23 protein-coding genes and 1 pseudogene are annotated in these 22,933 nt (G+C 41.0%); 14 read left to right on the top strand and 10 right to left on the bottom strand.

The window, feature by feature from the left end; translation table 11 throughout:
- Nucleotides 1-103 precede the first annotated feature (103 nt).
- The 7 genes from F7734_RS12040 (at nucleotide 104) to F7734_RS12065 (ending at nucleotide 6,773) form a co-directional block, all read left to right on the top strand.
- Nucleotides 104-1,273 carry a zinc-dependent alcohol dehydrogenase gene (locus F7734_RS12040; protein ID WP_155744868.1) on the top strand — a complete coding sequence of 390 codons (1,170 nt, stop codon included), beginning with the start codon at nucleotides 104-106 and terminating at the stop codon, nucleotides 1,271-1,273.
- An 89-nt stretch (nucleotides 1,274-1,362) separates the two neighbouring features.
- Entirely contained in the window at nucleotides 1,363-2,547 is a 1,185-nt protein-coding gene (locus tag F7734_RS12045) for a Gfo/Idh/MocA family oxidoreductase (protein WP_155744869.1), read from the top strand.
- Between the two features lie 101 nt (nucleotides 2,548-2,648).
- A complete protein-coding gene (locus F7734_RS12050) occupies nucleotides 2,649-2,990 on the top strand; it encodes a cupin domain-containing protein (RefSeq protein ID WP_155744870.1) in 342 nt (113 codons plus the stop codon).
- Nucleotides 2,991-3,564: 574 nt separating this feature from the next.
- Nucleotides 3,565-3,753, top strand: coding sequence for a hypothetical protein (locus tag F7734_RS12055; protein ID WP_155744871.1), 189 nt, complete (start codon nucleotides 3,565-3,567; stop codon nucleotides 3,751-3,753).
- A 556-nt stretch (nucleotides 3,754-4,309) separates the two neighbouring features.
- On the top strand, nucleotides 4,310-4,471 hold the full coding sequence (locus F7734_RS60670; RefSeq protein ID WP_207714080.1) for a hypothetical protein: 162 nt from the start codon (nucleotides 4,310-4,312) through the stop codon (nucleotides 4,469-4,471).
- Nucleotides 4,472-4,473: 2 nt separating this feature from the next.
- Entirely contained in the window at nucleotides 4,474-5,595 is a 1,122-nt protein-coding gene (locus F7734_RS12060) for an alpha/beta fold hydrolase (RefSeq protein ID WP_155744872.1), read from the top strand.
- A gap of 239 nt (nucleotides 5,596-5,834) precedes the next feature.
- On the top strand, nucleotides 5,835-6,773 hold the full coding sequence (locus F7734_RS12065; protein ID WP_155744873.1) for a manganese catalase family protein: 939 nt from the start codon (nucleotides 5,835-5,837) through the stop codon (nucleotides 6,771-6,773).
- A 556-nt stretch (nucleotides 6,774-7,329) separates the two neighbouring features.
- Here F7734_RS12065 and F7734_RS12070 read toward each other — a convergent pair.
- The 6 genes from F7734_RS12070 to F7734_RS12095 form a co-directional block, all read right to left on the bottom strand.
- Nucleotides 7,330-7,587: a hypothetical protein gene (locus tag F7734_RS12070; protein ID WP_155744874.1), complete on the bottom strand. Its 258-nt coding sequence runs from the start codon at nucleotides 7,585-7,587 to the stop codon at nucleotides 7,330-7,332.
- A 694-nt stretch (nucleotides 7,588-8,281) separates the two neighbouring features.
- On the bottom strand, nucleotides 8,282-8,953 hold the full coding sequence (locus tag F7734_RS12075) for a hypothetical protein (RefSeq protein WP_155744875.1): 672 nt from the start codon (nucleotides 8,951-8,953) through the stop codon (nucleotides 8,282-8,284).
- A gap of 324 nt (nucleotides 8,954-9,277) precedes the next feature.
- A complete protein-coding gene (locus tag F7734_RS12080) occupies nucleotides 9,278-9,550 on the bottom strand; it encodes a hypothetical protein (protein ID WP_243146834.1) in 273 nt (90 codons plus the stop codon).
- 40 nt (nucleotides 9,551-9,590) lie between these two features.
- Entirely contained in the window at nucleotides 9,591-10,532 is a 942-nt protein-coding gene (locus F7734_RS12085; protein WP_155744876.1) for a hypothetical protein, read from the bottom strand.
- Nucleotides 10,533-10,569: 37 nt separating this feature from the next.
- Nucleotides 10,570-11,220 carry a hypothetical protein gene (locus F7734_RS12090; RefSeq protein WP_155744877.1) on the bottom strand — a complete coding sequence of 217 codons (651 nt, stop codon included), beginning with the start codon at nucleotides 11,218-11,220 and terminating at the stop codon, nucleotides 10,570-10,572.
- Between the two features lie 302 nt (nucleotides 11,221-11,522).
- Entirely contained in the window at nucleotides 11,523-12,836 is a 1,314-nt protein-coding gene (locus tag F7734_RS12095) for a hypothetical protein (protein WP_155744878.1), read from the bottom strand.
- A gap of 957 nt (nucleotides 12,837-13,793) precedes the next feature.
- Between F7734_RS12095 and F7734_RS12100 the strand changes: the two genes are divergently transcribed.
- From F7734_RS12100 to F7734_RS63370, 6 genes and pseudogenes are all read left to right on the top strand, one after another.
- Complete coding sequence (locus F7734_RS12100) at nucleotides 13,794-14,867, top strand: PAS domain-containing protein (protein ID WP_155744879.1); 1,074 nt, start codon at nucleotides 13,794-13,796, stop codon at nucleotides 14,865-14,867.
- A gap of 480 nt (nucleotides 14,868-15,347) precedes the next feature.
- Entirely contained in the window at nucleotides 15,348-15,554 is a 207-nt protein-coding gene (locus F7734_RS12105; protein ID WP_155744880.1) for a hypothetical protein, read from the top strand.
- On the top strand, nucleotides 15,514-15,858 hold the full coding sequence (locus F7734_RS12110) for a hypothetical protein (RefSeq protein WP_155744919.1): 345 nt from the start codon (nucleotides 15,514-15,516) through the stop codon (nucleotides 15,856-15,858). The genes F7734_RS12105 and F7734_RS12110 overlap by 41 nt, the downstream gene beginning before the upstream one ends.
- 209 nt (nucleotides 15,859-16,067) lie before the next feature.
- On the top strand, nucleotides 16,068-16,361 hold the full coding sequence (locus tag F7734_RS12115) for a hypothetical protein (protein ID WP_155744881.1): 294 nt from the start codon (nucleotides 16,068-16,070) through the stop codon (nucleotides 16,359-16,361).
- A 5-nt stretch (nucleotides 16,362-16,366) separates the two neighbouring features.
- Nucleotides 16,367-16,777 (top strand): annotated as a pseudogene (locus tag F7734_RS12120) (type II toxin-antitoxin system VapC family toxin).
- Nucleotides 16,778-16,876: 99 nt separating this feature from the next.
- On the top strand, nucleotides 16,877-17,020 hold the full coding sequence (locus F7734_RS63370) for a hypothetical protein (RefSeq protein WP_243146835.1): 144 nt from the start codon (nucleotides 16,877-16,879) through the stop codon (nucleotides 17,018-17,020).
- Nucleotides 17,021-17,044: 24 nt separating this feature from the next.
- Here F7734_RS63370 and F7734_RS12130 read toward each other — a convergent pair whose 3' ends face one another.
- The 4 genes from F7734_RS12130 to F7734_RS12145 all read right to left on the bottom strand — a co-directional run bounded on the left by F7734_RS12130 (nucleotide 17,045) and on the right by F7734_RS12145 (nucleotide 20,005).
- Nucleotides 17,045-17,488, bottom strand: a complete 444-nt coding sequence (locus F7734_RS12130) for an aspartyl protease (protein ID WP_155744882.1) — start codon at nucleotides 17,486-17,488, stop codon at nucleotides 17,045-17,047.
- Nucleotides 17,489-17,529: 41 nt separating this feature from the next.
- A complete protein-coding gene (locus F7734_RS12135) occupies nucleotides 17,530-17,676 on the bottom strand; it encodes a hypothetical protein (protein WP_243146836.1) in 147 nt (48 codons plus the stop codon).
- Nucleotides 17,677-17,906: 230 nt separating this feature from the next.
- On the bottom strand, nucleotides 17,907-18,578 hold the full coding sequence (locus F7734_RS12140) for a hypothetical protein (RefSeq protein WP_155744883.1): 672 nt from the start codon (nucleotides 18,576-18,578) through the stop codon (nucleotides 17,907-17,909).
- Nucleotides 18,579-18,937: 359 nt separating this feature from the next.
- The gene (locus F7734_RS12145) at nucleotides 18,938-20,005 is read right to left on the bottom strand and encodes a tellurite resistance TerB family protein (protein ID WP_155744884.1); all 1,068 of its coding nucleotides are present in this window, start codon (nucleotides 20,003-20,005) and stop codon (nucleotides 18,938-18,940) included.
- A 365-nt stretch (nucleotides 20,006-20,370) separates the two neighbouring features.
- Between F7734_RS12145 and ppsA the strand changes: the two genes are divergently transcribed.
- Nucleotides 20,371-22,869: a phosphoenolpyruvate synthase gene (gene ppsA / locus F7734_RS12150; RefSeq protein WP_155744885.1), complete on the top strand. Its 2,499-nt coding sequence runs from the start codon at nucleotides 20,371-20,373 to the stop codon at nucleotides 22,867-22,869.
- Nucleotides 22,870-22,933: the final 64 nt, after the last annotated feature.

Here is a 22,933-nt window from a genome sequence, read left to right on the forward strand (position 1 = left end):
TAGGGAGTAAGAATTTCCCATATCCCACTCCCTATTCCCCATTGCCCATCAACAAAGAGGAAACTCCGAGTTCCTTATTCCCAGATAACAAAGGACTATTGACATGAAAGCAGTTTGCTGGCAAGGTGCTAATAAAGTACAAGTTGAAACAGTACCAGATCCAAAAATTTTGAATCCGCGTGACGCCATTGTCAAAATTACCTCAACAGCAATCTGTGGATCTGACCTACACCTTTACAATGGCTTTATCCCTACTATGGAAAAGGGTGACATTCTCGGTCACGAATTTATGGGAGAAATTGTTGAAATTGGGAGTGAAGTCAAGAAAGTCAAGATAGGCGATCGCGTTGTTGTTCCTTTTACTATCTCCTGTGGTAACTGCTTTTTCTGCCAACGGGATTTATGGTCGCTGTGCGATAACTCCAACCCTAATGGCTGGATGATAGAAAAACTTATGGGATATTCACCATCTGGTCTATTTGGCTACTCCCATTTATTTGGTGGTTATGCAGGCGGTCAAGCAGAGTATGCTAGAGTGCCATTTGCTGATGTGGGGTTGTTCAAAATTCCTGATGGATTAACGGACGAGCAAGTCTTATTTTTAACTGATATTTTTCCAACAGGTTACATGGCAGCAGAAAACTGCAACATCAAACCCGGTGATATTGTCGCCGTTTGGGGTTGCGGACCCGTTGGACAATTTGCTATCAAGAGTGCTTATATGCTAGGTGCCGAGAGAGTGATTGCCATCGATCACATTCCCGAACGCTTGCAAATGGCACAAGAACAAGGCAAAGCAGAAGTCTTAAACTACGAAGAAGTTAACGTTGGTGATGTCCTGAAAGAAATGACAGGCGGGCGAGGTCCCGATGCAGTGATTGATGCTGTAGGACTAGAAGCCCACGGAACAGATTTTATAGCATTCCACGACCGAGTCAAACAAATAGTACGTCTGGAAACAGACAGACCAAGCGCATTAAGACAGGTAATTCTCAGTTGCAGTAAAGGCGGTCATGTTTCCATTCCTGGTGCTTATGGTGGCTTTCTAGACAAAATCCCTATGGGAGCAGCTATGAACAAAGGCTTGACGTTCAAGTCGGGACAAACACACGTACATAAGTACTTGCGTCCCTTACTCGAACACATTCAAAATGGCGGCATCGATCCCACCTTTATCATTACCCATCGTTTGCCTTTAGACCAGGCACCCCACGGATACGAAATTTTCAAGCACAAAAAAGACAATTGCATCAAGGTTGTACTTAAACCGTAATGGCTAATAGCTAATGGCTAATGGCTAATGGTCAATCGCAATTAGCAATTAGCAATTAGCAATTAGCAATTAGCAATTAGCAATAAATTATGTTTGATTCCTTCAGAAGAGAACTTTCTCGCCGCAATCTTTTACATAAAGCAGGTTTTGGCTTTATGGCAGTTGGTGTCACTGGGGCAATCGGGTACATTATTAAACCATCTCGGACTCTAGCCCAAGCTGCACCCGCACCATCTAAAGAACCTTCTTTGCCTCCTGAGAAAAAGCTGGGATGGGCAGTTGTAGGGTTAGGTAAGTTTGCTACCGAACAAATCATGCCTTCATTTGCTGAGTGCAAAAGGTCAAAGTTAGTTGCTTTAGTAAGTGGCGATCGCGCCAAAGCAGAAAAGTATGCACAGCAATACGGCATCAACTCAAAAAATATTTACGATTATCAGAACTACGATAATCTTCGCAATAACCCAGAGGTAGATGTAGTTTATATTATCTTACCCAACGGGCTACACGCCGAATACAGTATTCGTGGCGCACAGGCAGGTAAGCATGTCATGTGTGAAAAGCCGATGGCAAACACTGTCGAAGAATGCCAAGCAATGATTGACGCTGCCAAAAAAGCAAACCGCAAGTTAATGATTGCTTATCGCGCTCAGTACGAACCCTACAATCTAGCTGCCATTCAACTGGCTCAAAGTGGTAAACTGGGAAAATTAAAAGTTGTTACTTCTGACCACGGACGTATTCTTGACCCCAAAGACCCTGCAGACGTTTGGCGCATGGACAAAAAACTAGCAGGTGGAGGTTCCCTTTATGATATAGGTATTTACAGTTTACAAGCTGCAAGATACATTACAAGAGAAGAACCTACAGAAATTACTGCCTTCACCTACAGCACTCCAGGTGACCCCCGTTTCCGTCAGGTTGAAGAAAACGTTAACTTCTCGTTGCGCTTTCCGAGTGGTGTACTGGCTAACTGTACCTCCAGTTATGGTTACTCCAGTACCAAGCGCATTCAAGTTTTTGGGTCTGAAGCAGTTTTGGAATTAGATCCAGCTACAGACTACTATCAACATCGCCTGTATATTAGCCGAAATAACCGTAGAGAAGAGCAAAACATTGAAGAGAAAAACCAATTTGCTCTAGAAATAGATCACCTTTCTGAGTCCATTATGACGAACAAGCAGCCTAAAACTCCCGGTGAAGAAGGCTTGCAAGATGTCAAACTCATGAACCTAATTTACCAAGCAGCTCGTACAGGCGAAAAGGTAAAAGTTTGAACAATGGTTAGTGGTTAGTTGTTAGTGGTTAGTAGTTATTTGTTTTTCTACTAACAACTAACCACTAACCACTAACTCCTAACCCTATTGAGGAAACAAATATGCCAGATACAACTGTTAAGAAAATAGATTCAGCTCATTCCCCTAAAGGTGAACAAGGTCAAAAGTACCTTGCTTCTGGTAAGACTGTTTCAATGCGTCTTTGGGAAAACGAACAACCCAATGAACCCAAAGAACCAACTTCAAGAGAATATGAAACTGTTGGTTATGTCATTAGCGGTCGGGCTGAGTTGCACATTGAAGGACAAGTGATTTTGCTAGAGCCTGGAAATTCCTGGGTCGTACCAAAGGGATCGTCTCACACCTACAAAATCTTAGAATCATTCACTGCTGTTGAAGCAACTAGTCCACCCGCTCAAGTCCATGGAAGGGATGAGAACTAAGAAACTTCTAAGTCGGCTACAAATGCAAATATTATATTCCCTAACCTGTTGACTTCTTAAAAAACCTGGTTTTTGGGATGAGTGTACTTCTTTTCTTCTCTTAGTGCTCTGGTGCGCCCTCTGCGGTTTAATAATATTTTTGAACCGCAGAGGCGCAGAGGACGCAGAGGAAAGAGTTGGTAGGGGCGGCAATGCCTTGCGCCCCTATGGCTGTGGTCTATTTACCTGAAAATGGCTGAAAAAGAGATTATAACGGTTTTCAATTGGGTACAATACATAAAAAAGTTATGGAACCGCAGCCTGTAGCTGCGGTTAATTATTCTAAAGTAGACTCCACCACTAGCAATCCAAGCGATCGCATAGAGGTAACTTTACCACCATTTGCCTTTGATATGAGAAAATAAGGCGATCGCAAAAACTGCATACCCCCTTAGAGGGTGATAAATAAGAATAATACTAACAAAACTCTTCTTTCCTCTGCGTCCTCTGCGTCTCTGCGGTTAAAAAATAATTTATATAACCGCAGAGGGCGCACCAGAGCACAGAGAGGTTGATAACAAATAATAAGTAACCAATGAACCACTTTTATCTGAAAATTCAAAAAGTTGATAAAACTTGTTTGTTTGAACTGTCGTGGGGTAAGAGTCAGCATATCACGGCTGAACTTTTTTATCCAGAAACCATTATATTGTCTTACAAAGAATGGCAAAAAACTTATTGTAATTTCTACAGCAACCAATCGCGAGGAAAAGTCATAGACTAAGGAATTATTGCTCCACCTCCTGTAGATTGGCAAGCACAATTAGTGAAATCAGAAGCAAAGTTTTTATATGAATTTCATCAATGGTTACGCAATAAAGAATTTGTGTAATCAGTAGACAACAGTAAGATTTTTGTATAAGCCCAGTGAAAAATGGGGTACTCCACGTTATGCAGCAGTAGTAGTACGCTCGTCCGGAGAACCGAAGTGGGTAGACTTGGGCGAAGCCTAATAAATTTTCAGCATTGGCTTTAGGGTTAATCGTAATTGTTCCGAATACCAAAATGGCGATCGCTTTTAGTAAATTTTAAAAAATAGTGATTCTCATTACAAAGACAAGATAATTGGGCAATCAGCTAGACAAGAAGAAATGCTTGGTTGAAAGCGATCGCTAAACTCAATTTTTTAGCATAAATTACAAATTTGTATTTGAAAAGGGAGTATTGTGTTTATACACAAGAAACTGTTTTTTGTGTATAAAATACTGTTAAATTTTGTCGATCTACGTAGATTGAGCGTTGCTCACCCTACAAAGTCAGATACAAATTTGCCCTTGTATATGACAGCAACGCGTGAATTAGAGGTGCTAATACTTACGATTGTCATGTGTAGTCTTTCCGGTGCGATCGCTTCGGCGCAAGCTGTACCCAGCTTATCGCAACTCGCAAGTACCGCTCTACCGCTCGGGCGGATATGTTTTAAAATGTGGGGAATGTGCTAATTATGAACGTTTCCAGGGATTTACCAACTGCGAGCTTACCATTTTTGACTGGTTCACAAACTAACGATCGTATTTTGTCAAGCAAGCACGCACTTCTGACATTAAGTCACTATTCTCTTTCATCGCATTGCTTTACTCTTAGTCACAGCACTACATCAGTCACCTCTCAAGAATTTGTGAGTAAAGACATTGCTCAAGAGCAAAGTCAAACTCAAAGGGTATTACCTGGTGAAATAGCAGGAGATATTGCTAATTGGGGATTAAGAGAAAATGGCAGTGAAGCTAAACCAAGATATTATAAAGATGGTGTTCATTTCTACCGTTTTGATGCAAACGGGCGAACCAACCAGGGTATTGAATACGCAAAAGAGACAATCCTAGTCATTCATGGTTGGAAAAACTCGTCTGACGATGAGATTTTTAGCCGTTTACAGCGAGAACTGGCTAAACAGAACCCTTCCAAACAAATCCTAGCTCTAGATTGGCGAGAGCCAGCAAATCACGATGAAGACAAGGGACTAAAACCTAATTATACATCAGGTTCTGTTGCTCCAGTTGCTCAATGGGCTGCTAGAACTCTCAACACCCTGGAAATAACAGGTCAGCAATTGAGCCTTGTAGGCTTTAGTCTGGGAGCATATGTTGCTGCTGAAATTGGCTTTCTTTTGGGCAAAGTTGCTCATCTCACAGCCTTAGATCCTGCTTATGAAGCTAGTACTTATGATATTGATGGCAATTATTTTGGTAACCAAAGTCCTAAGCCATTTGGAGATGTTGCATACCAATCTCTAGCAATAGTCGTGTCAGACGAAAGTGGCGGTTTTGCTGGTGATAACAACCATGCGGCTACTGCCAATAATTCTTTTCTATTACGTTTTCGTGGGGATAATTGGAATGAGTATGAGCGGAATGTAAAATATCACGGTGCAGTAGTAGAAGTGTATACAGATTTCATTGCCCGCGATCGCACCCTACCTGCTTTTGAATCGAATCGCTTCGACAATAATGCAGGATATGGCTCAATTCATGAAGGTTGCTTCAATATTAGCCGTCGTGATGAACGTTGGTATGAAGATGGTTTTAACTATTTTTCAGGCTCAACCCAATTGAGACGTTGGGTATAATCAGTAGCCAGTGACCAGTGACCAGTGACCAATGGTTGTAAGTATTGTCGGACTATATCTAGCAATACAGTAACCTCGGTCAAGTTAGTTATTTTTTATCTATTGTTTTGTATGACTGTGGAGTGATGTCGAGAGCCTTCAGATTAGGTTTCCTAGTAAACATGAGTGGCTGGCACAAATATCAGATTTTGGGGAAGCCTGAATTTGTGCCAATCCAAATATTCATTGAGGAATGAATCATGTTTTATCATACCAAGAAACTACAGTATTTCAAAGCACCAGAAAGACCAGACGCTCTTTATGCAAAGAAAATTCAGGAACTCATTGGCGGTACTTTTGGCGAAATGACCGTGATGATGCAGTACCTGTTCCAAGGTTGGAACTGTCGCGGACCTGCGAAATACCGCGATATGCTTTTGGATATCGGTACCGAAGAAATCGGTCACGTTGAGATGCTGGCTACGATGATTGCTCACTTGTTAGATAAAGCACCTATCAAATTACAAGAAGAGGGAGCACAAGACCCAGTTGTAGGCTCAGTGATGGGCGGCACCAAGGCACGCGATACCATTACGGATATTATAGGGGCAGCAATGAATCCCCAACACGCAATTGTCTCTGGTTTGGGTGCAATGCCTGCTGACAGCGTTGGTTTTCCTTGGAACGGTCGCTTTATTGTTGCCAGTGGTAACCTGTTAGCAGATTTCCGTTCCAATCTTCATGCTGAATCTCAAGGACGTTTGCAAGCAGTGCGAATGTACGAAATGACTAACGACCCTGGCGTTAGAGATACCCTGAGTTTCATGATTGCTCGCGATACCATGCATCAGAACCAATGGATTGCAGCTGTTAAGGAACTAGAAGAATCAGGATTGGAAACAACTCCTGTTCCCAGTTCCTTCCCATTGGATTTGGAGAAGCGCGAGTTTGCATATCAGTTCTGGAACCACTCTGAAGGTACCGAAAGTGCTGAAGGTCGCTGGGCGCACGGTCCTTCTCCAGATGGTAAGGGTGAATTCCAGTATATTGAAAATCCCAAACCCCTTGGACCGGAACCCAATCCTCCACAATCCGATCCACGGCTCCATGGGACTCAACTCTCACCTACAGCTGGAACAGGACAAGTTCAAGGTGGTAACGGTTCTCCTTTGATTAATCGTACCACTATTGGTAAGTAACATCAATTCCCGCGTGTGTTACAAGATAAATTCGATCCCCTGTAGGGCTTATTTTCAAAGTGTGATATCCCTCCAACCGCTCAATAAAGGGGGCTATGCGTATAGCCTTTCTCAGTCTTATGAGGTGTACCCCCCTCTGTCCCCCCACGGCATCGGGGGGACAGAGGGGGGTAATTTTCGTACCTCACCAAGTTGAAATTTGCTGTAAGTCCTAATGCTATTTAGGAAAAATGTATCTCACGTTACATAAATCTAGCAAACGCTTCTTGAGAAAAACTTTTCGATTGACTGAATTTTAAAAAAGGTTTGATGGAGTAAAAAAATACGGTTAAGTTCTTAACCGTATTTTCTACAAGCTATATTCAAAAATCATAAAAAATGGAGCGATCCAGCAAACTGATGAAATTCTTACATATTATTCCCTAATTCCACAAGAAAACTTTAACAAGTTTAGTACGTTTCGCTTGATTTGCTAAAGGTTTCATTTATTTGAACACTTGTTGGAATAATGAATGTAAAAAAAGAGCTAACGAATGCGATCGTGTGTCAAGCCACTTTAGATCGCATCTGGCGGCTCGTTACCAATTTCTAAAGTTTTCTTGGAGTGCTTTAGCTGCTTCCAGAGTTCTTTAATCCGCTCGTAAGCTTCTTCAGGATAGATTTTTCCAGATGTTTCTAAATTGGTAATGTAACCGACCTTTTGAGCAAATTCTTGTAGGTTGGCGTTAAACACTAAGTTCTCTGGTTTGACCTGACCGTAATAGTGACTGTGAGGGTAGAGAAATTTGTCTTTGTCGTTTTGGTTAGATTGCATTGTTAATTTATGCCCTGTTAATTGAGAGTTGATTTTCCCTTATGATTCCCAACGATAAGGCGAAAGCGATCGGCGAAGCTTAACGTTACTCATGCGAATCGCATTCTCTTATCGAAAAAAAGGTTGCAGCATAGGACTATAACGTTAGAGCATGAAGGATATATGGTAAAGATAGAAAATATCAGATTTGAGAAATTAGAAAATAACGGTTAAGAAGACTCAACCGTTTATTAAATCACTAGTTATAATGCAAATCTGGTTAGGACTATGTCGAAAGCTATTGTTGCATACTTTTCCCTGCTTACACCAGAAAAAATAAGTAGTTTAAGCTTAACTTGTTAAACTTTTTATTAATTTCTTTTATCTAAGTATTTTTATCAACATTCCGGAAACTTTTCTTGTAAAATTTTCTAGAGAATTTTATCTATGATTCAGGGAAAAAAGAGTGTCGCTACACACCCAACACAATAGCCGTCATAAGATTACCGATTTTCTTTTCCTCTTTCTTCGTGTACTTCGTGTCGAGTGCGGTTCATTTAATTAGGTAATCTTCGAGCGGCATAGGAGTATCTCGTCTGAGCGAGGGGAATTGCGATAAGCCGGGGGCTTGCGCCTTCATGCGATCGCTTTCATTGATGTCTCGGTAGAGCAGGCATTGCCAACCTCAAGTCAATGTATTACTTGATGGCAAAAGCTAAGCCACGGCGAAAACCACCTGCTGAAATTTCTCTGCTAGCAACAAAACCGCCTCTTCCATGACAAAACGTCGCGGCTGACCATTGTGTTGGCTGAGGCGTTCCACAATCAAGCCCGCCCCCTCAGAAATTCTGGGGGGTTGGTATTCTCTGCCATTACCGACATACCGCCATGGCGTTGGCTGTTTTTTCGGCTGGTTATCCTTATACTTCTTAGTCTCGATTTGAATATCTTTCTTGGAAACCTCTTGGCTGCAAGCTTTCTCCAGCACTGACTGGATAACCTCTACTGGGGTGCGACCTGTGGCTAATTTATAGACTGCTGAGAGGGAAAGATTTTGATTGATTTTATCGAGTTGTTTGGTGGTGAAGCTACCAAGTATAGGTGCCAGTTTCAACAGGTGGTTGGCAATGCCCGCAATCCATCCTAGAGAGTCGGCTAAAGCTTGTTCATACTGTTTGGGCTTGAGTCTTTCTTTCAGAAACAGCAACAATTGTCCTATTTTTGCGGCTCCTAATAATGTCACGGGGCTTATGGAGCTCATCTCCCCTATGACTTCTTTGATTAAGTTTTTACTTGATTTGGCAAGTTTATCGATGAGATATTGAACTTCTCCAGCAACAGTTTCAGAAAAATTCCCACCAGGAGCTGGTTCCGGCGCTTTAGTCATGCTAAGATCTCTCCAGAATAATCAATAATGTTTCAATTTTTAGAGGAAGTGCTCCTAACCAAGATGAGCTCTTCCTCGTTTACTCATAATACAACATAAGGGAAATTTTTCTTGTAAAATTTTCTAGAGAATTTTATCTATATTCAGGGAAAAAAGAGTGTCGCTACACCTTAATAACACGGGCGGCATAGGAGTATCTTGTCTGAGCGAGGGGAATTGCGATAAGCAGGGTACGGCTTGCGCCTTCATGCGATCGCTTTCATTGATGTCTCGGTAGAGCAGGCATTGCCAACCTCAAGTCAATGTATTACTTGATGGCAAAAGCTAAGCCACGGCGAAAACCACCTGCTGAAATTTCTCTGCGAGCAACAAAACTGCCTCTTCCATGACAAAACGTCGCGGCTGACCGTTGTGTTGGCTGAGCCGATCCACAATCAAGCCCGCCCTCTCAGAGATTTTGGGGGGTTGGTATTCTCTGCCATCACCGACATACCGCCATGCCGTTGGCTGTTTTTTCGGCTGCTTCTCCTTGTATTTCTTGGTTTCAATTTGAATATCTTTTTTGGAAACCTCTTGGCTGCAAGCTTTCTCCAGCACCGACTGGATCGCCTCTTGGTGAAGAGTAATTGATATGAGCCTAATTAACCTTTACAAGAGATTCTACAAGAATAATTTTTTCTTGGTGACGCATTTCGCCAAAAACATGATAAGTTCCTCTAGCTGGAAAGAAGACACGAGCTTCTAAATTAGGACCAAATTGATAAATCATAGCTTCATGCTCGGACTCGCGATCGTGAAAACTTGCATTGTGACTCATGTGTAATGATTTTGTAGATTTATCACGAGCATGAGTATGAATAATGTTTTGTAAATCAGCTGAGATAGCTGTGATGTGCATCGGTGCATCAAGATAGGGTTCGATATCTATAACATTCTTTCCATTTTTCTTTATATAATAGTCAAAAGTCACTTCTTGCTGAGCTTTGATGAGATTGGGAAAATGAGAAAATTCTATCTGATAATTCTGATTCTTATTTTCTTTCAAATCAATTTGTTTTTGACATTTCCGAGAGGATGCTTTTTCAGGAACCTTTAAAAATTCTTGTTTGAAAAAATGCCGCCCGTTCACTGTAAAGTTAACTGCAACAAGATACTTGCCTGGTTGAGGAAAGCTATATGTTACTGGGAATTTTGCCTCTTTTAACATCTCTAATGTTATGGAACCAAAATCTTCAGGATGGATGTGAGTAAAAACTTGAAAATTTTCACTCACAATAAATACGTGTAATATACGACCATGCTCTGGTAAAATTCCTTGTATTGATTTGCCTGCATCGTCTTTTAAAGATAAGATAATATGATTGGGTCTATTTGATTGTAAATCCTGAAACATCAATTCTAGGTTTGGAATCGCTAGAACAGGATGCATGGCAGATAGGCGATATTTTTGATGTTTTAAAAAATTGTAAATTTCATCTTGATTTATTAACGAAAAGATACAAAAACACAAAATAATAACAGCAAGTATCCAAACAAAAAAATCTTTAATCTTTTCTAAAAGAAGTATCGTGAATGCCATAAATCAGTGTTCACTAATTCTAAAGTTGTGCAAGCGTTCAGGTATTAGCCATCAGCTTTTGAGCATATCTGTCTTCTTGGAATCCTAGCTCGTCAGTTATGACTCCCGAACCGCCACTGAGAGTATCGTTTCCCTGACCCCCAAACAAAAGGTCGTCCCCCGCTAAACCTGAGATAGTATCATTACCTTCTAATCCCCGGATGGTGTCTTTGCCAGAAGTGCCATTAAGGGTATCATTCTGGTTAGTGCCGTTGAGGGTAATGTCTACTAAGTTAAGGTTGAGAGCGATCGCACCCTCTTCGACTTTTGTTAGGGTTTCGTTAGATCCATCGACAGCAATACGATAAGTTGTTCCGGCGACGGCAGAAAAAGTCACTTTGCTAGCAGTCGTACTAGAATTAATGTCATCGTTACTGGTAACTGTTGTTAAACTATTAACTGCTGAACCAGTATAGACACCTAAAATCGTGTCAAAAGAACTGCCAAGAGTATCAAATGTGACATTTCCAGAAGCTGGTGCTGTCCAAGACCACCAAACGGAATTAATCCTTGTGTTAAAGACTGGATTTCCACCGTGAAGAGGCTCGCCTGCTTCCGCAGTTGCACCAACATTAGTTCCTGTATCAGTATCAGAGAACCCAGTTAACACAGAACTTTTAGCGAAATTATCGTTGATTGGAGATGCCATAGAAAGATTTTACTTTTCAAGATGAGATGTAAGGTTTATGTGACTTTTGAAAAATATTCCTTTAGCTCAGTCACTTCAAGAGTCTAAAAGATTTCACGTAAAATACGTATTGAATAATACGTATTGTTGATATAGATACACCCTGTAGACAATTAACTAAGTACATTTGAGAGGGCGAAAACACAGACTTCATAAGAGTGCAAGTGCGGTCAATGATTTCATTCACTAGAAAACATCTGTAATACATCCTCTAACTGTAAATGCCTGTTAAAAAGCCGATCGATATCTGGTGCTGAAAACTTTTATTTACGAACACCAAGGGCATGGAAGTCAGCAACGTTAATCCCGTTGACCAAGTTATCGAATCTATACAAATAGGCTGGTTTAGCATTTTTACCACCATCTTCGATTTGTATGATGCCTACTCCAGGGAAAATGCCTACACTGTTGAAAAATGCAGGATCGTTTGCTGATTGAGGAACAGGTCCACGCTGTGACACAAACAAAAGTTTTTCAGAAGGTGATACTCCTCCAAGGTCTGGTGTAGGGTCAGGACCTAACGCTGTATTTGCCAGATCGATAAGATTGACTGCACGAACTTTGTTTGAACCTTCAACGTTTGGATCGAAGGGGTTGGGGTTAAGTTCATGTATTGTAATATTGTTAGATGCACGATTCAGTTGCCATAAGTATTTCCCACCAATAACTTCCAACCCATGAACATCGTTACCAGATTGAGGAACTTTAATCACAGGCGGACGAGTTGTGGGATTTTTTAGCAGAGAATCGTGGTCATAGAAATAGAGAAAGTCGGCTATTTCAGGATTGGCATTGCCTGCATTGGTGATAAAGTTTTTGCCAAAATCATAAGCAACTAGTCCATTGAAAGTAAGTTCCTTGCTGCTGTAAATATGTGCGACAGTCATTGTTTGTGTATTGACTATGACTGCACCACCTTGAGCAAAGGTAACATAAGCCCACTGACCTGTTTCATCGACTTGAGCCACCACTGGGTTAGCAGTATTGGTTCCTAGGGCTTGCAGTGTATTGGAATCAAATTTTAACGTTTGAGGAGTCCCGAAAATCTCTCCTACAGGTGCTTGATAATTTGTGGGAATTTTATGAACCTGTTGTCCTGGAGTATCTGCAGCAAGTACAAATGTATTATCAGGTGAGACAGAAACAGCATGAGAGTTCCCTCCTGGAACAACCACATCGACCACTTGGCGGTTACTAGCGTCAATAGCGTAAACATGACCGGAACTGGCATGACCGACGATCGCATGTGTAGCACCTTTATTAAACACAAGCCAGTGAGGTTTTGAACCCTTCTCAAAGCCATTTGCAACAGCATTAGCAGCTAAATTAATCTGCTTAATATTAGCTGTACCTCCTATAAAGTCTTGGTCGTTACCTGACAAAATATAGAGATTGCCCCCCAAAACAGTGCCATCTAGAGAAGTTGCTTGATCGATAGCCCAGACTTCATATGCATCTTTTGGTCCTGCTGCTGAAGCTACCTGGACAGATCCTTTGTTCGGTAGGAAAGGCGTTTGGGCAAACATAACCCAAGCAAACCCAATGAAAAACAAGCACAGAATGAAAATTCTTTTCATCTTTATCTTTCCTTGTTTAAGTACTTGAAACTGTCAGTAAAAAACTTCAAGGCTGATTTTAACAACCCTTGCTTGCATGGTAGATGCATACTGTGGTGTACAGTTCCGTCAGCATTCAGCCATCTGCTTTTCGCCGTTAGCAGTTAATGTATGTTTCAATAACTTACTAGAAAGGCTTTTAGAGAAGACAAAGTTGCTCTAAATGCTAACGACTCATGACTTATAACAGAATACTTACTTTCTATCGTTCCTCAATGTGCTGATAAATGTTGCAGTGGTACTGCTCCACCATCATCATGAATTCCACATAACGAAGGAGAGTTATTCATCTCATGAATTCCACATAAATAAGGAGCCTTTTTTCATGAATGTCACACAAACTAGTAGGGTTTTAACTCAGTGATTGAAGTAGTTAAAAAGCTTATATCACAATAACTACAGCGTTTTAAAACTAGGTTTTCTGAGTTAATTTAGTCCTCAATATAACATGAGCAATATTTTGTTTTTGATTTTTTCTTTTTTTCTTTTTACTTTTATTAAATTTTAAAATCAGTTATGTTTTCATGACTGAAGAAAGGATTCTTCGCCGATACAGTATTCAAAAAGGGAGAAAAAACTCACTCACTTACTGCTGTCAAGATTAATATTTCGTTAATGTAAAGACTTGCCATGGTGCGTTTTGGCAATATCGATGCAATTCAGTAAAATGATGTATGTTTTGAAACACGTAGGTAGCAAGAGGAAGCTATAGGAGTAGGGCGAGAGAAAAAGATTATTAGTATTTACTTCACGCTTTCTTTAAAATTACTTCATCTCAAAACGTCTTGAATATGACACCTTAAATAATGTTGATTAATATTTTTTAAAAAGGGTGTGGGGGATGAGGCGATCTGCAACGCGTAAAATCCCTAAAATACCGTTGAGGTTGCGTATTTTATTAGGTCAGTAGTCCTCACTATGACAACAAAACGATTAGATTGGTCTCAAGAACAACGAGAGCACATAAAGCAAGAAATGCGTCGTAGAATACAACAAGCTCTTGAGTTTGCCAAAGATTTATCTGCTGAAGATTGCCGCAATGAAATTAGAAGCAGGTTGTTTGCAATACAAAAGTACTGCAAGAGTGTAGGAAAGACCTTTATTGTATTAGAGGAGAGAATAACCTGTGACCAGTTCGAGCTGGGAGGATCTCGCGAAGAGCCAGCAACGTTATTTCGCGGTCCAAATGAAAATGCGTCAGTTGCGATTTGTGTGACTGACAGAGGTTCCTTGCTCTATCGTAACGATAGTCCCTGGCAAATTTACAAACAAAGGGAACTGTTAACAAGGACAGTTGCGGATATCCACACATCAGATCTCGCGCTCTGTCACATAGCATTGCTCGCAGAATTGCAAATTCGCTCAAATCTCGTTGTTTCCATTGTGTTAGAAAACGGAGGAATGGGGGAATCTTCATCTCAACTTTGGGGGCTTCTTGTTGCCAACTATTGTTTTGAGCCGCGACAGTGGGAACCTCTAGAAATTAATTTACTTAAACAGCTGGGAACTCAAGTTTCAATCGCCATTCAACAAGCCGAACTGTATCAAAAAGCACAAACAGAACTCCTCGAACGTCAGCGCACGGAAAAGTTGCTTCAAAGTACCCAAAATCAGCTTCAGCACCTTCTTGCTTGCAGTCCGGCAATTATTTATAGCTGTGAGCCATCAGGAGACTTTGGGGCAACTTTCGTTAGCGATAACGTATTTAACATCTTAGGATATGCGCCCCAAGAGTTTACAAGCCATTCTCATTTTTGGTTGACTCACATCCATCCAGACGATGGGAACCGCGTGCTTGCTGAGTTAGCGCAGTTACCCCACCGGGAACACTTTGCTTATGAATACCGCTTTTTGCACAAGAACGGTTATTACCGATGGATGTATGATGAATTTAGACTGGTGAAAGATCCTCAAGGCAATCCCATAGAAATTGTGGGATGTTGGCAAGATATTAGCGATCGTGTAGCCTGCGTGCAACGCGATCGCAAGTAGGCAGAAATTACACGGCAAAATATAGCAGTTTTCAGTTGGGTGCAATACATAAAAAAGTTATGGAACCGCAGCCTGTAGCAGACGAACGCGGATAAATCTGTACTTCATTCAAGTGAAAACCGCTATAGTCAGGAGAATTTTCGTCGCGAAAGAAGCACTCAAAGAAACCGACCATCCACGAGTTATCAATGCTTTAATGGAAATTGAACCAATACCCATCTATTTTTTGGTAGAAATTGCAACTAGAGCGCCGATCCAGTAGAAGCACTTGACCTAAAACGCAAGATATGCAGGTTGTTAAAATTGGGGATTTTAGTATTCGGTCTTTATGCGTTCGCGTAGCGTCTCCGAAGGAGAATCGCTAAAAATCTGACCCAAATATTCCACCGAAAATCGGGGTTTTACCCAAACACACATAATTTAGTTTTTGTCAACATATATTAGTGGACCGGCGCTCTAGGTGAAATTGGTGGTACTCCGTTGATTGGGCATGAGAAATCAGTAGTTGCTGTTGCTTTTAGCCCGAAAGGAAACTGGTTAGCGACAGGAGGTAAAGATGGAACAGTGCGGTTGTGGGATAAACTGAATCCCGATAAACCAGTTATTGTCGTACAGGGAAATACTGGTGAGATAAAGGCTATTACCATTGACAGGACATCAAGGGCGTATTCTTGGTCTAGAATTTAGCCCCGATAACCAATGGCTAGCAACTTCAAGTGAAGACCATACCATTCGCCTGTGGAATCCTACGGACATCACCGCAGCACCAATTGTGTTACGCGGACATGAAGCTAGTGTCAGACCTTTTGCCTTTAGCTCTGATAGTCGATGGATTCTCAGTGGTAGTACTGATGTACGTCTCTGGCGTATCAATTTTGATGACCTCATCGCAGTTGCTTGTCGTACAGCAGGTCGTAACTTGACTCAGCAGGAATGGCAACAAGCTTTCAGCAACGAACCCTATCGTAAAACCTGTCCAGACCAATTTTAAAAAACTGGCAGTTAAGTTTAATTCCCAAACTAACCCTTGAATATCTTTCTAGCAAAAGAGCACGACCTTATATATTGGTTACGAAACGGCTACTGACGGCGTCGATCTTAACGACAACACAACCGTTCGCTTAGATGGAAAACATTAAGCACATTGAGAAAAATTACATAAAATAGATAAATACTCACAATTAAACTGAGGCTCGATTTATGCAAGAAGTATTTAACTATACTCAAGAACTTACAAACCGCATCTCACCAATTGTGGAGAATTTATTTAAAGGTAGTAGCTTTTACATGGTGAGATTAAAAAAACCAGAAAGGATTGAACACTTAGTCAATCTGTTTGCTAAGTTTTCACCTGAAGAATTTAGAGCTATCCCTGATGATGAATTAACACGTAGAATTGACAAGCTTTTAGTTTTAGAAGCAGTTTCCGGAACGCTCAACGATTTGACTCCAGAACAAATGAAAATTTTTGATGAGGCAGTGGAAGGAAGATAAATAGAGTGGCACATTTACTGGATACAAACATTGTTAGTTATATTTTGAAAAAAAATATGACTTTAGCACAAAAGTTGGAGGACTTAACTAGTCTAGGAGAAGAAGTTTTTATTAGTTGCATAACTTACTACGAGATCAAAAGAGGTTTAGTTGCTGCAAATGCTACAAAACAACTAGCTGACTTTCATATTTTCGGATGAAAATATGAAGTTTTATTTTTAGACGATATAGAAATTATTGAACAAGCCTGCAAAATTCATGCTGATTTAAAAGTAAAAGGCAGACCAATACAAGATGCTGATGTATTGATAGCTGCTACAGCAATTACACGCGGTTTAATTTTAGTTTCTAATGATTCTGATTTGCAGAGAGTAGAAAGATTAAGTTTAGAGAATTGGTTACAAACTGATGCCTAAATGGCTAAACTGATGCACCAGATTTTGATTACCATACCAGTACCAAATTCATCAAACTATCAAGCAAGCACGTGCGCGACGACAGCAAAAGCGCGCACCATGGCGAAAACGGAAGATTTTCATATAACCCCTGATGCACTAACAATGGATGCGCTGCTGCAAACTGTAGATACACTTCATTCTTTGGGGAGCGATAGCCGTCTTTTGCTTCCGGAAGCAATTCGTCGTGCGTTGAAGCCCTAAACCTGTCTCCATTAGCATGCGTGATTATAAAACCATCAAATAAGTGTTTTTTCCACATTCTGGTAAAACACGCAGTTTTTGATTCATTAAGTCAGGTTCTAATCCTAAATCTTCTAACGGTATTAATCCTAATAATGGGTCTGAATCCTCTGGTAATTCAATGCAATTAAATAATCCTTCTCGTCCTTCAACTACTATATGCAATTCTTTATAAATACGAGCTTTTTCTATTCTCGTAGCTGTTTTAACATCTACTTCTCCTTGAAGAGGTAATCCTAAATCAATAATAATATTTCTAGGTAAGCAAAGCCTTGTTGCTCCAGTATCAACTAAAACATCGTGTAATGTAACCGAGCGCACTTGTTCTTCCGGTATAAACCCTCTAGTTGCAAGAATCTGGTCAATATGGTTAGTAATTGTGATGGTGGTAGTAACTTTCCCCATTTTTTCTATACTGCTAGATGTCATCTTTTCCTCTTAGATTGCTTAATATATGTGTTTCTATCCATTTAATTTGACTCTTTGTCAGACCTTGAGCATTCTCCTGGCATTCGTCGGATCTCCAACACTCCACTCAGAAAAGAAAGCCGATATCCCGGACGATCTAACAATTGCTCAACTGCTTTGAACTCTCTCCAAGTCAGTCTTTTAAACAAAAAGGGTTCTTCCTTTTTGGTTATTGCGTTCGCGAAGCGCAAGCTGTACCCAGCTTATCGCGCCTGGGGTCATAGTAAATATCTCATCTAGAAAACAGACGAAAAACCCGCAAAGTTATTCTAACTTTTTTCAAGACAGCGATAAGCCGGGGGAGGGTTGCGCCAAGGGCGATCGCGCTGTCTTGTCAGCCCAAACAGGCGGATTTGTAAAAATTACTCGACTGCAAAAACTAAGCCATGGCAAAAACCGCCTGCTGTAATTTCTCTGCTAGCAATAAAACCGCCTCTTCAATGAGAAAACGTCGCGGTTTGCTATTGTCTTTGCTCAGTCGTTCCACTGCCAATCCTGCTTCTTCAGATATTCTGGGGGGCTGGTATTCTCTGCCACCTCCTACATATCTCCATGGCGTTGGCTCTTTTTTCGGGTGCTTTTCCTTGTACTTCTTAGTTTCTACTTGGATATCTTTCTTGGAAACCTCTTGGTTACAAGCTTTCTCCAGCATTCTCTTGACAACTTCCATTGGTGTGCGACCTGTGGCTAACTTATAGAGTGCTGACATTGAGAGATTGCGATTGATTGCATCGAGTTGTTTGGTAGTAAAGCTTCCGAGTATGGGTGTCAGCTTTAACAAGTGGTTGGCAATACCTGCTGACCATCCTAAAGCATTAGCTAAAGCTTCTTCATATTGTTTGGGCTTGAGCTTCTCTTTGAGAAACAGTAATAATTGCCCGACTTTGGCGGCTCCGACTAATATGTAGGTGTTTGTGCAGCTAATCTCGGCACAAATTTCTTTTATCAAGTCTTTACTCGATTTTGCCAGCTTACTGATGAGATATTGAACTTCCCCAGCAACAGTTTCAGAAAAATTCGCAGCAGGATCTGTTTCGGGCGCGTTAGTCATGTTAAGATCGCTCCATAAATGAATGATTAATTTTTTAATTTTTTTAGAGGAAGTGCTCTTGGGCAACACGAGCGCTTTCTCATTTGCTCTATTATACAACATTCCGGAAGATTTTCATATAAAATTTTTTCTGTAGGTTTAGATTTTGTTAGAGAAAAATAGTAATTTATATAGGCACTTGCAAAAGCATTTTGAATAAAGCTATTGAAATTGCTATGACAAAGTATAAAGTAAAATTTGTTCTCTAGGTTTAGCAATGCGATCGCGCTCAAAGTCAAGATAAGTCATCGCTTGCACCTAGAGCATTTCCAGACGGAATCTGGAAACAAGGTTAACCCCCAGTCTCCAGTCCCCAATCCCTATGTAAACTCGATTGTGTCAACGAAATTTAGAAGACTTTCTTCGATTCTTTCAGATTCGTCTTCAATGGAACCGGGGGTTTCTCCATCAAAGAAGCTACGCTGGCTGCTGACTACATATAGGAAATTACCACTGGTAAATCCTAAAAGTCCGCGATAAGCGTTTAATCTGCTAGCGGTTCCGTTATTTCCTGTTTTAGGAACGCTAGAACCTTCAGGCATATCTACGAGCACAAAGTAAGCGCCATCTAATGCATCCTCTATATACTCAGTATGTTTTACTTGCGCCTCTGGTAAATTAGCAACAATTTCTTGAGGGATATACTTTTCTACGAGAAGCGATCGCAGATACTTGTCGTGTCCTACAGATTCAATCTCCTTTTTTTGCTGTGGTGTCAAGCGGAAATAATCAATTCTTAACAGAGTTCCAAAGTCATCAGAAAAGCTCACTAACCCTTCTTGAGCTTGTACTCTACCACCTCTTTGAGTGTCCACCGGAATCGGAACTACAAAATTTTTGCCAGGAGACTCATACATTTGTGGTTCGGAACCTGCGTCAAACCCTAATTCTTCATCATCATCTAGAAATTCATCATCATCTAATTCTTCCTCTTCTTCTTCAAAAGCAGCTATAACTTCGTCTCTGACTTCCTTCGCCTCATCATCTTCAATTCCCAACGCTTCTTGTAACTTTTTCAGCAAATTCATTTTTCCTTTCGGAATAACCATTTCTTCCTCATCTACAAGGAGGCTAACCCCCGCCGCATAAGCATCAAGTGCGAAGTCTTCCGACAAAGAACTCTTAGCTGCGTTAAACAATGCTCCTACGCCATCTTCTTCCGCAATAGCTATAAGTTTATCTAGAAGCTCTAACATCTGGTCATCTGAATATTCTTCAAAAACTTCCAGAAATTCCCAGAGTATATCGGCTATGTAGTCTGCATCCACCTCCTCTAAGCTAGAGTCAGCTGCTGAGGTTACAACTCCAATCGCTGCTACCGCTTCTTGTGCGGTTAGTTTCTCTTTGGTTGTTTTGGTGGAGTTAAAGATTTTGTCGTATTTGCCCATGACTGCTCTCTCCGTAAAAGCTGTTGGTGCTATCAAAACTTTAGTGTCAATGGGTAGTTTACCAAGCGAGCGAGTCTCCTAATTCTAGATCTTCCGTGAAACTTTCTTCTTGCTACAGGTTAGGCATACAGGAGGCAGTTAACGAAAACTTTGTTGACAAAAATTAACATAAACATTTTAAAGCGTAGCGATCGCTACTAATTTTTACGGAAAGGTTTTATAATCCACTGAAGACAAAAATCTAAACTTTTTTATCTTAAATCTAAAAAAACTATACAAGCAATTACAAATAGCAGTGATATATAATACATACAGAGAAGGCGATCGACAACAATCAGGGATCGATCTTAAAGGGGTAATTTTAGATGGATACGGCAACAAAAAAGACTTCATCGGACTCATCCTCACTCGAGCGATCGCTCATCCTCTGGTTTGATGAGGTTGGCATTGCTGATATACCAATTGTTGGTGGCAAAAACGCATCATTAGGTGAGATGATTCAACAACTTACACCAAAAGGTGTAAATGTACCTATTGGGTTTGCTACAACGGCATATGCATATCGCTATTTTATTCAATCGGCTGGGTTAGAAGAGAAACTGCGAGAACTCTTTTCTGACTTAGATGTAGAAGATGTTAAAAATTTGCGGGAACGAGGGAAAAAAGCAAGAGCCTTGCTACTCCACACACCATTCCCAACACCCCTAAGAGAGGCTATTGTCGAAGCTTACGAAACTCTTTGCAAGCGATACAATCCAGATACAGATGTAGCGGTGCGCTCCAGTGCAACAGCTGAAGACCTTCCTGATGCTAGTTTTGCAGGTCAGCAAGAAACATACCTCAACGTGACTGGAGTAGAGAGTGTTTTAGCAGCGTGTCATAAATGCTTTGCATCCTTATTCACAGACAGAGCTATTTCTTATCGACACATTAAGCAATTTGACCATTTTAACGTTGCCCTTGCTGTTGGTATACAAAAGATGGTGCGTTCCGACCTGGCATGCTCTGGGGTCATGTTCTCAATTGAAACCGAAACAGGGTTCAAAAATTCTGCATTGATTACAGCAGCATACGGTTTGGGAGAAAACGTAGTGCAAGGCTCTGTTAACCCAGACGAATACTATGTTTTTAAACCAACTTTACGAGAAGGGTACCGCCCAATTATTGATAAAAGATTGGGTAGCAAAGAATTAAAAATGGTCTATGATGACGGCACAAAATTTACCAAAAATATCTTAGTTCCTCAAATAGAAAGAAATAAATATGCCTTAACAGATGAAGAAATTTTACAACTAGCTCGTTGGGCTTGTTTGATAGAAGACCATTATTCTCAAGTTCACAACGCCTACACCCCAATGGACATTGAGTGGGCAAAAGATGGCATTACAAACGAATTGTTCATCGTCCAAGCCCGCCCGGAAACAGTTCAATCACAGAAGACGCAAAACGTTTTAAGGACGTATCGTTTATCAGGCGTTGGGGCATGGGGACTGGGTACTGGGGAAAAGTTAGCTCAATCACCAAGCACCAACTCCCAAGCGCCAAAACCTCTAGTCATAGGACGTGCTATAGGAGAAGCAATCAGCCAAGGAAGAGCGCACCTGATTACAGACATACACAAACTTGAAGATTTCCAAGCAGGAGAAGTTTTAGTCACAGATAGAACCGATCCTGATTGGGAACCAATTATGAAAAGAGCAAGTGCGATTATCACCAACCAGGGGGGGCGGACTTGCCATGCAGCGATCATTGCACGAGAATTAGGTGTACCCGCAATTGTGGGATGTGGCAATGCTACAGGAATTTTAAGAAATGGTCAAGAAGTTACCGTTTCTTGTGCTGAAGGCGAAGAAGGAAGAGTTTATGAGGGATTATTACCTTTTGAAGTGCAAGAAGTGGCGTTAGAGAATTTGCCTCGCACTCGCACTCAAATACTTATGAATGTGGGTAACCCTCAAGAAGCATTTAGTCTGTCTGCAATTCCCAACGATGGAGTCGGTTTGGCAAGAACAGAATTTATTATTGCTAACCACATCCAAACCCATCCAATGGCGCTGATTCATTATGACAAGCTAGATGATGAATTTGTCAAAGATAAAGTGGCAACAATAACCGCACTGTATGATAATAAACCCCAGTATTTTGTCGATCGCCTCGCCCAAGGTGTAGGGAGAATTGCTGCCGCTTTTTATCCCAAACCAGTTATAGTGAGAATGTCAGATTTTAAGAGTAATGAATACGCTAACTTATTGGGTGGCAGACAGTTTGAACCGGAAGAAGAAAACCCAATGCTCGGATGGCGCGGTGCAGCACGTTACTACGATGAGGGTTACAAAGAAGCTTTTGCTTTGGAGTGCCAAGCTATGAAACGAGTGAGGGACGAGATGGGATTAACAAACGTGATTCCCATGATTCCCTTCTGTCGCACTCCCAATGAGGGGCTTTTGGTGTTGGCAGAAATGGCAAAAAATGGTTTAAAGCAGGGTGTCAACGACTTACAAGTTTATGTCATGTGCGAGTTACCCAATAATGTCATTCTGGCTGAGGAGTTTGCAAAAGTTTTTGATGGGTTTTCTATAGGTTCCAATGACTTGACTCAACTGACACTAGGTTTAGATAGGGATTCAGCTCTAGTGTCGCGGTTATTCGATGAACGCGGTGAGGGAGTCAAGCAAATGGTCAGGTTAGCGATCGCAGCCGCTAAAAAGTACAATCGAAAAATCGGCATTTGCGGTCAAGCACCCAGCGATTACCCAGAATTTGCTCAATTTCTAGTGGAACAGGGAATTGATTCCATTAGCCTCAATCCCGATTCCGTGTTAAAAACTATATTGGAGATCGCTAAAGTAGAAAATGGTCAATAGTCCGTTGTCATTGGTCATTAATCATTGGTCATTGGTCATTAGGATTAATCAAAGGACAAATGAC

Source organism: Scytonema sp. UIC 10036 (genome assembly GCF_009725235.1).

Excerpts from the sequence above, each read along its gene's own strand:
- F7734_RS12040 (WP_155744868.1), top strand. The coding sequence starts at position 104 with ATGAAAGCAGTTTGCTGGCAAGGTGCTAATAAAGTACAAGTTGAAACA.
- F7734_RS12045 (WP_155744869.1), top strand. The coding sequence starts at position 1,363 with ATGTTTGATTCCTTCAGAAGAGAACTTTCTCGCCGCAATCTTTTACAT.
- F7734_RS12050 (WP_155744870.1), top strand. The coding sequence starts at position 2,649 with ATGCCAGATACAACTGTTAAGAAAATAGATTCAGCTCATTCCCCTAAA.
- F7734_RS12055 (WP_155744871.1), top strand. The coding sequence starts at position 3,565 with ATGAACCACTTTTATCTGAAAATTCAAAAAGTTGATAAAACTTGTTTG.
- F7734_RS60670 (WP_207714080.1), top strand. The coding sequence starts at position 4,310 with ATGACAGCAACGCGTGAATTAGAGGTGCTAATACTTACGATTGTCATG.
- F7734_RS12060 (WP_155744872.1), top strand. The coding sequence starts at position 4,474 with ATGAACGTTTCCAGGGATTTACCAACTGCGAGCTTACCATTTTTGACT.
- F7734_RS12065 (WP_155744873.1), top strand. The coding sequence starts at position 5,835 with ATGTTTTATCATACCAAGAAACTACAGTATTTCAAAGCACCAGAAAGA.
- F7734_RS12070 (WP_155744874.1), bottom strand. The coding sequence starts at position 7,587 with ATGCAATCTAACCAAAACGACAAAGACAAATTTCTCTACCCTCACAGT.
- F7734_RS12075 (WP_155744875.1), bottom strand. The coding sequence starts at position 8,953 with ATGACTAAAGCGCCGGAACCAGCTCCTGGTGGGAATTTTTCTGAAACT.
- F7734_RS12085 (WP_155744876.1), bottom strand. The coding sequence starts at position 10,532 with ATGGCATTCACGATACTTCTTTTAGAAAAGATTAAAGATTTTTTTGTT.
- F7734_RS12090 (WP_155744877.1), bottom strand. The coding sequence starts at position 11,220 with ATGGCATCTCCAATCAACGATAATTTCGCTAAAAGTTCTGTGTTAACT.
- F7734_RS12095 (WP_155744878.1), bottom strand. The coding sequence starts at position 12,836 with ATGAAAAGAATTTTCATTCTGTGCTTGTTTTTCATTGGGTTTGCTTGG.
- F7734_RS12100 (WP_155744879.1), top strand. The coding sequence starts at position 13,794 with ATGACAACAAAACGATTAGATTGGTCTCAAGAACAACGAGAGCACATA.
- F7734_RS12115 (WP_155744881.1), top strand. The coding sequence starts at position 16,068 with ATGCAAGAAGTATTTAACTATACTCAAGAACTTACAAACCGCATCTCA.
- F7734_RS63370 (WP_243146835.1), top strand. The coding sequence starts at position 16,877 with ATGGCGAAAACGGAAGATTTTCATATAACCCCTGATGCACTAACAATG.
- F7734_RS12130 (WP_155744882.1), bottom strand. The coding sequence starts at position 17,488 with ATGACATCTAGCAGTATAGAAAAAATGGGGAAAGTTACTACCACCATC.
- F7734_RS12140 (WP_155744883.1), bottom strand. The coding sequence starts at position 18,578 with ATGACTAACGCGCCCGAAACAGATCCTGCTGCGAATTTTTCTGAAACT.
- F7734_RS12145 (WP_155744884.1), bottom strand. The coding sequence starts at position 20,005 with ATGGGCAAATACGACAAAATCTTTAACTCCACCAAAACAACCAAAGAG.
- ppsA (WP_155744885.1), top strand. The coding sequence starts at position 20,371 with ATGGATACGGCAACAAAAAAGACTTCATCGGACTCATCCTCACTCGAG.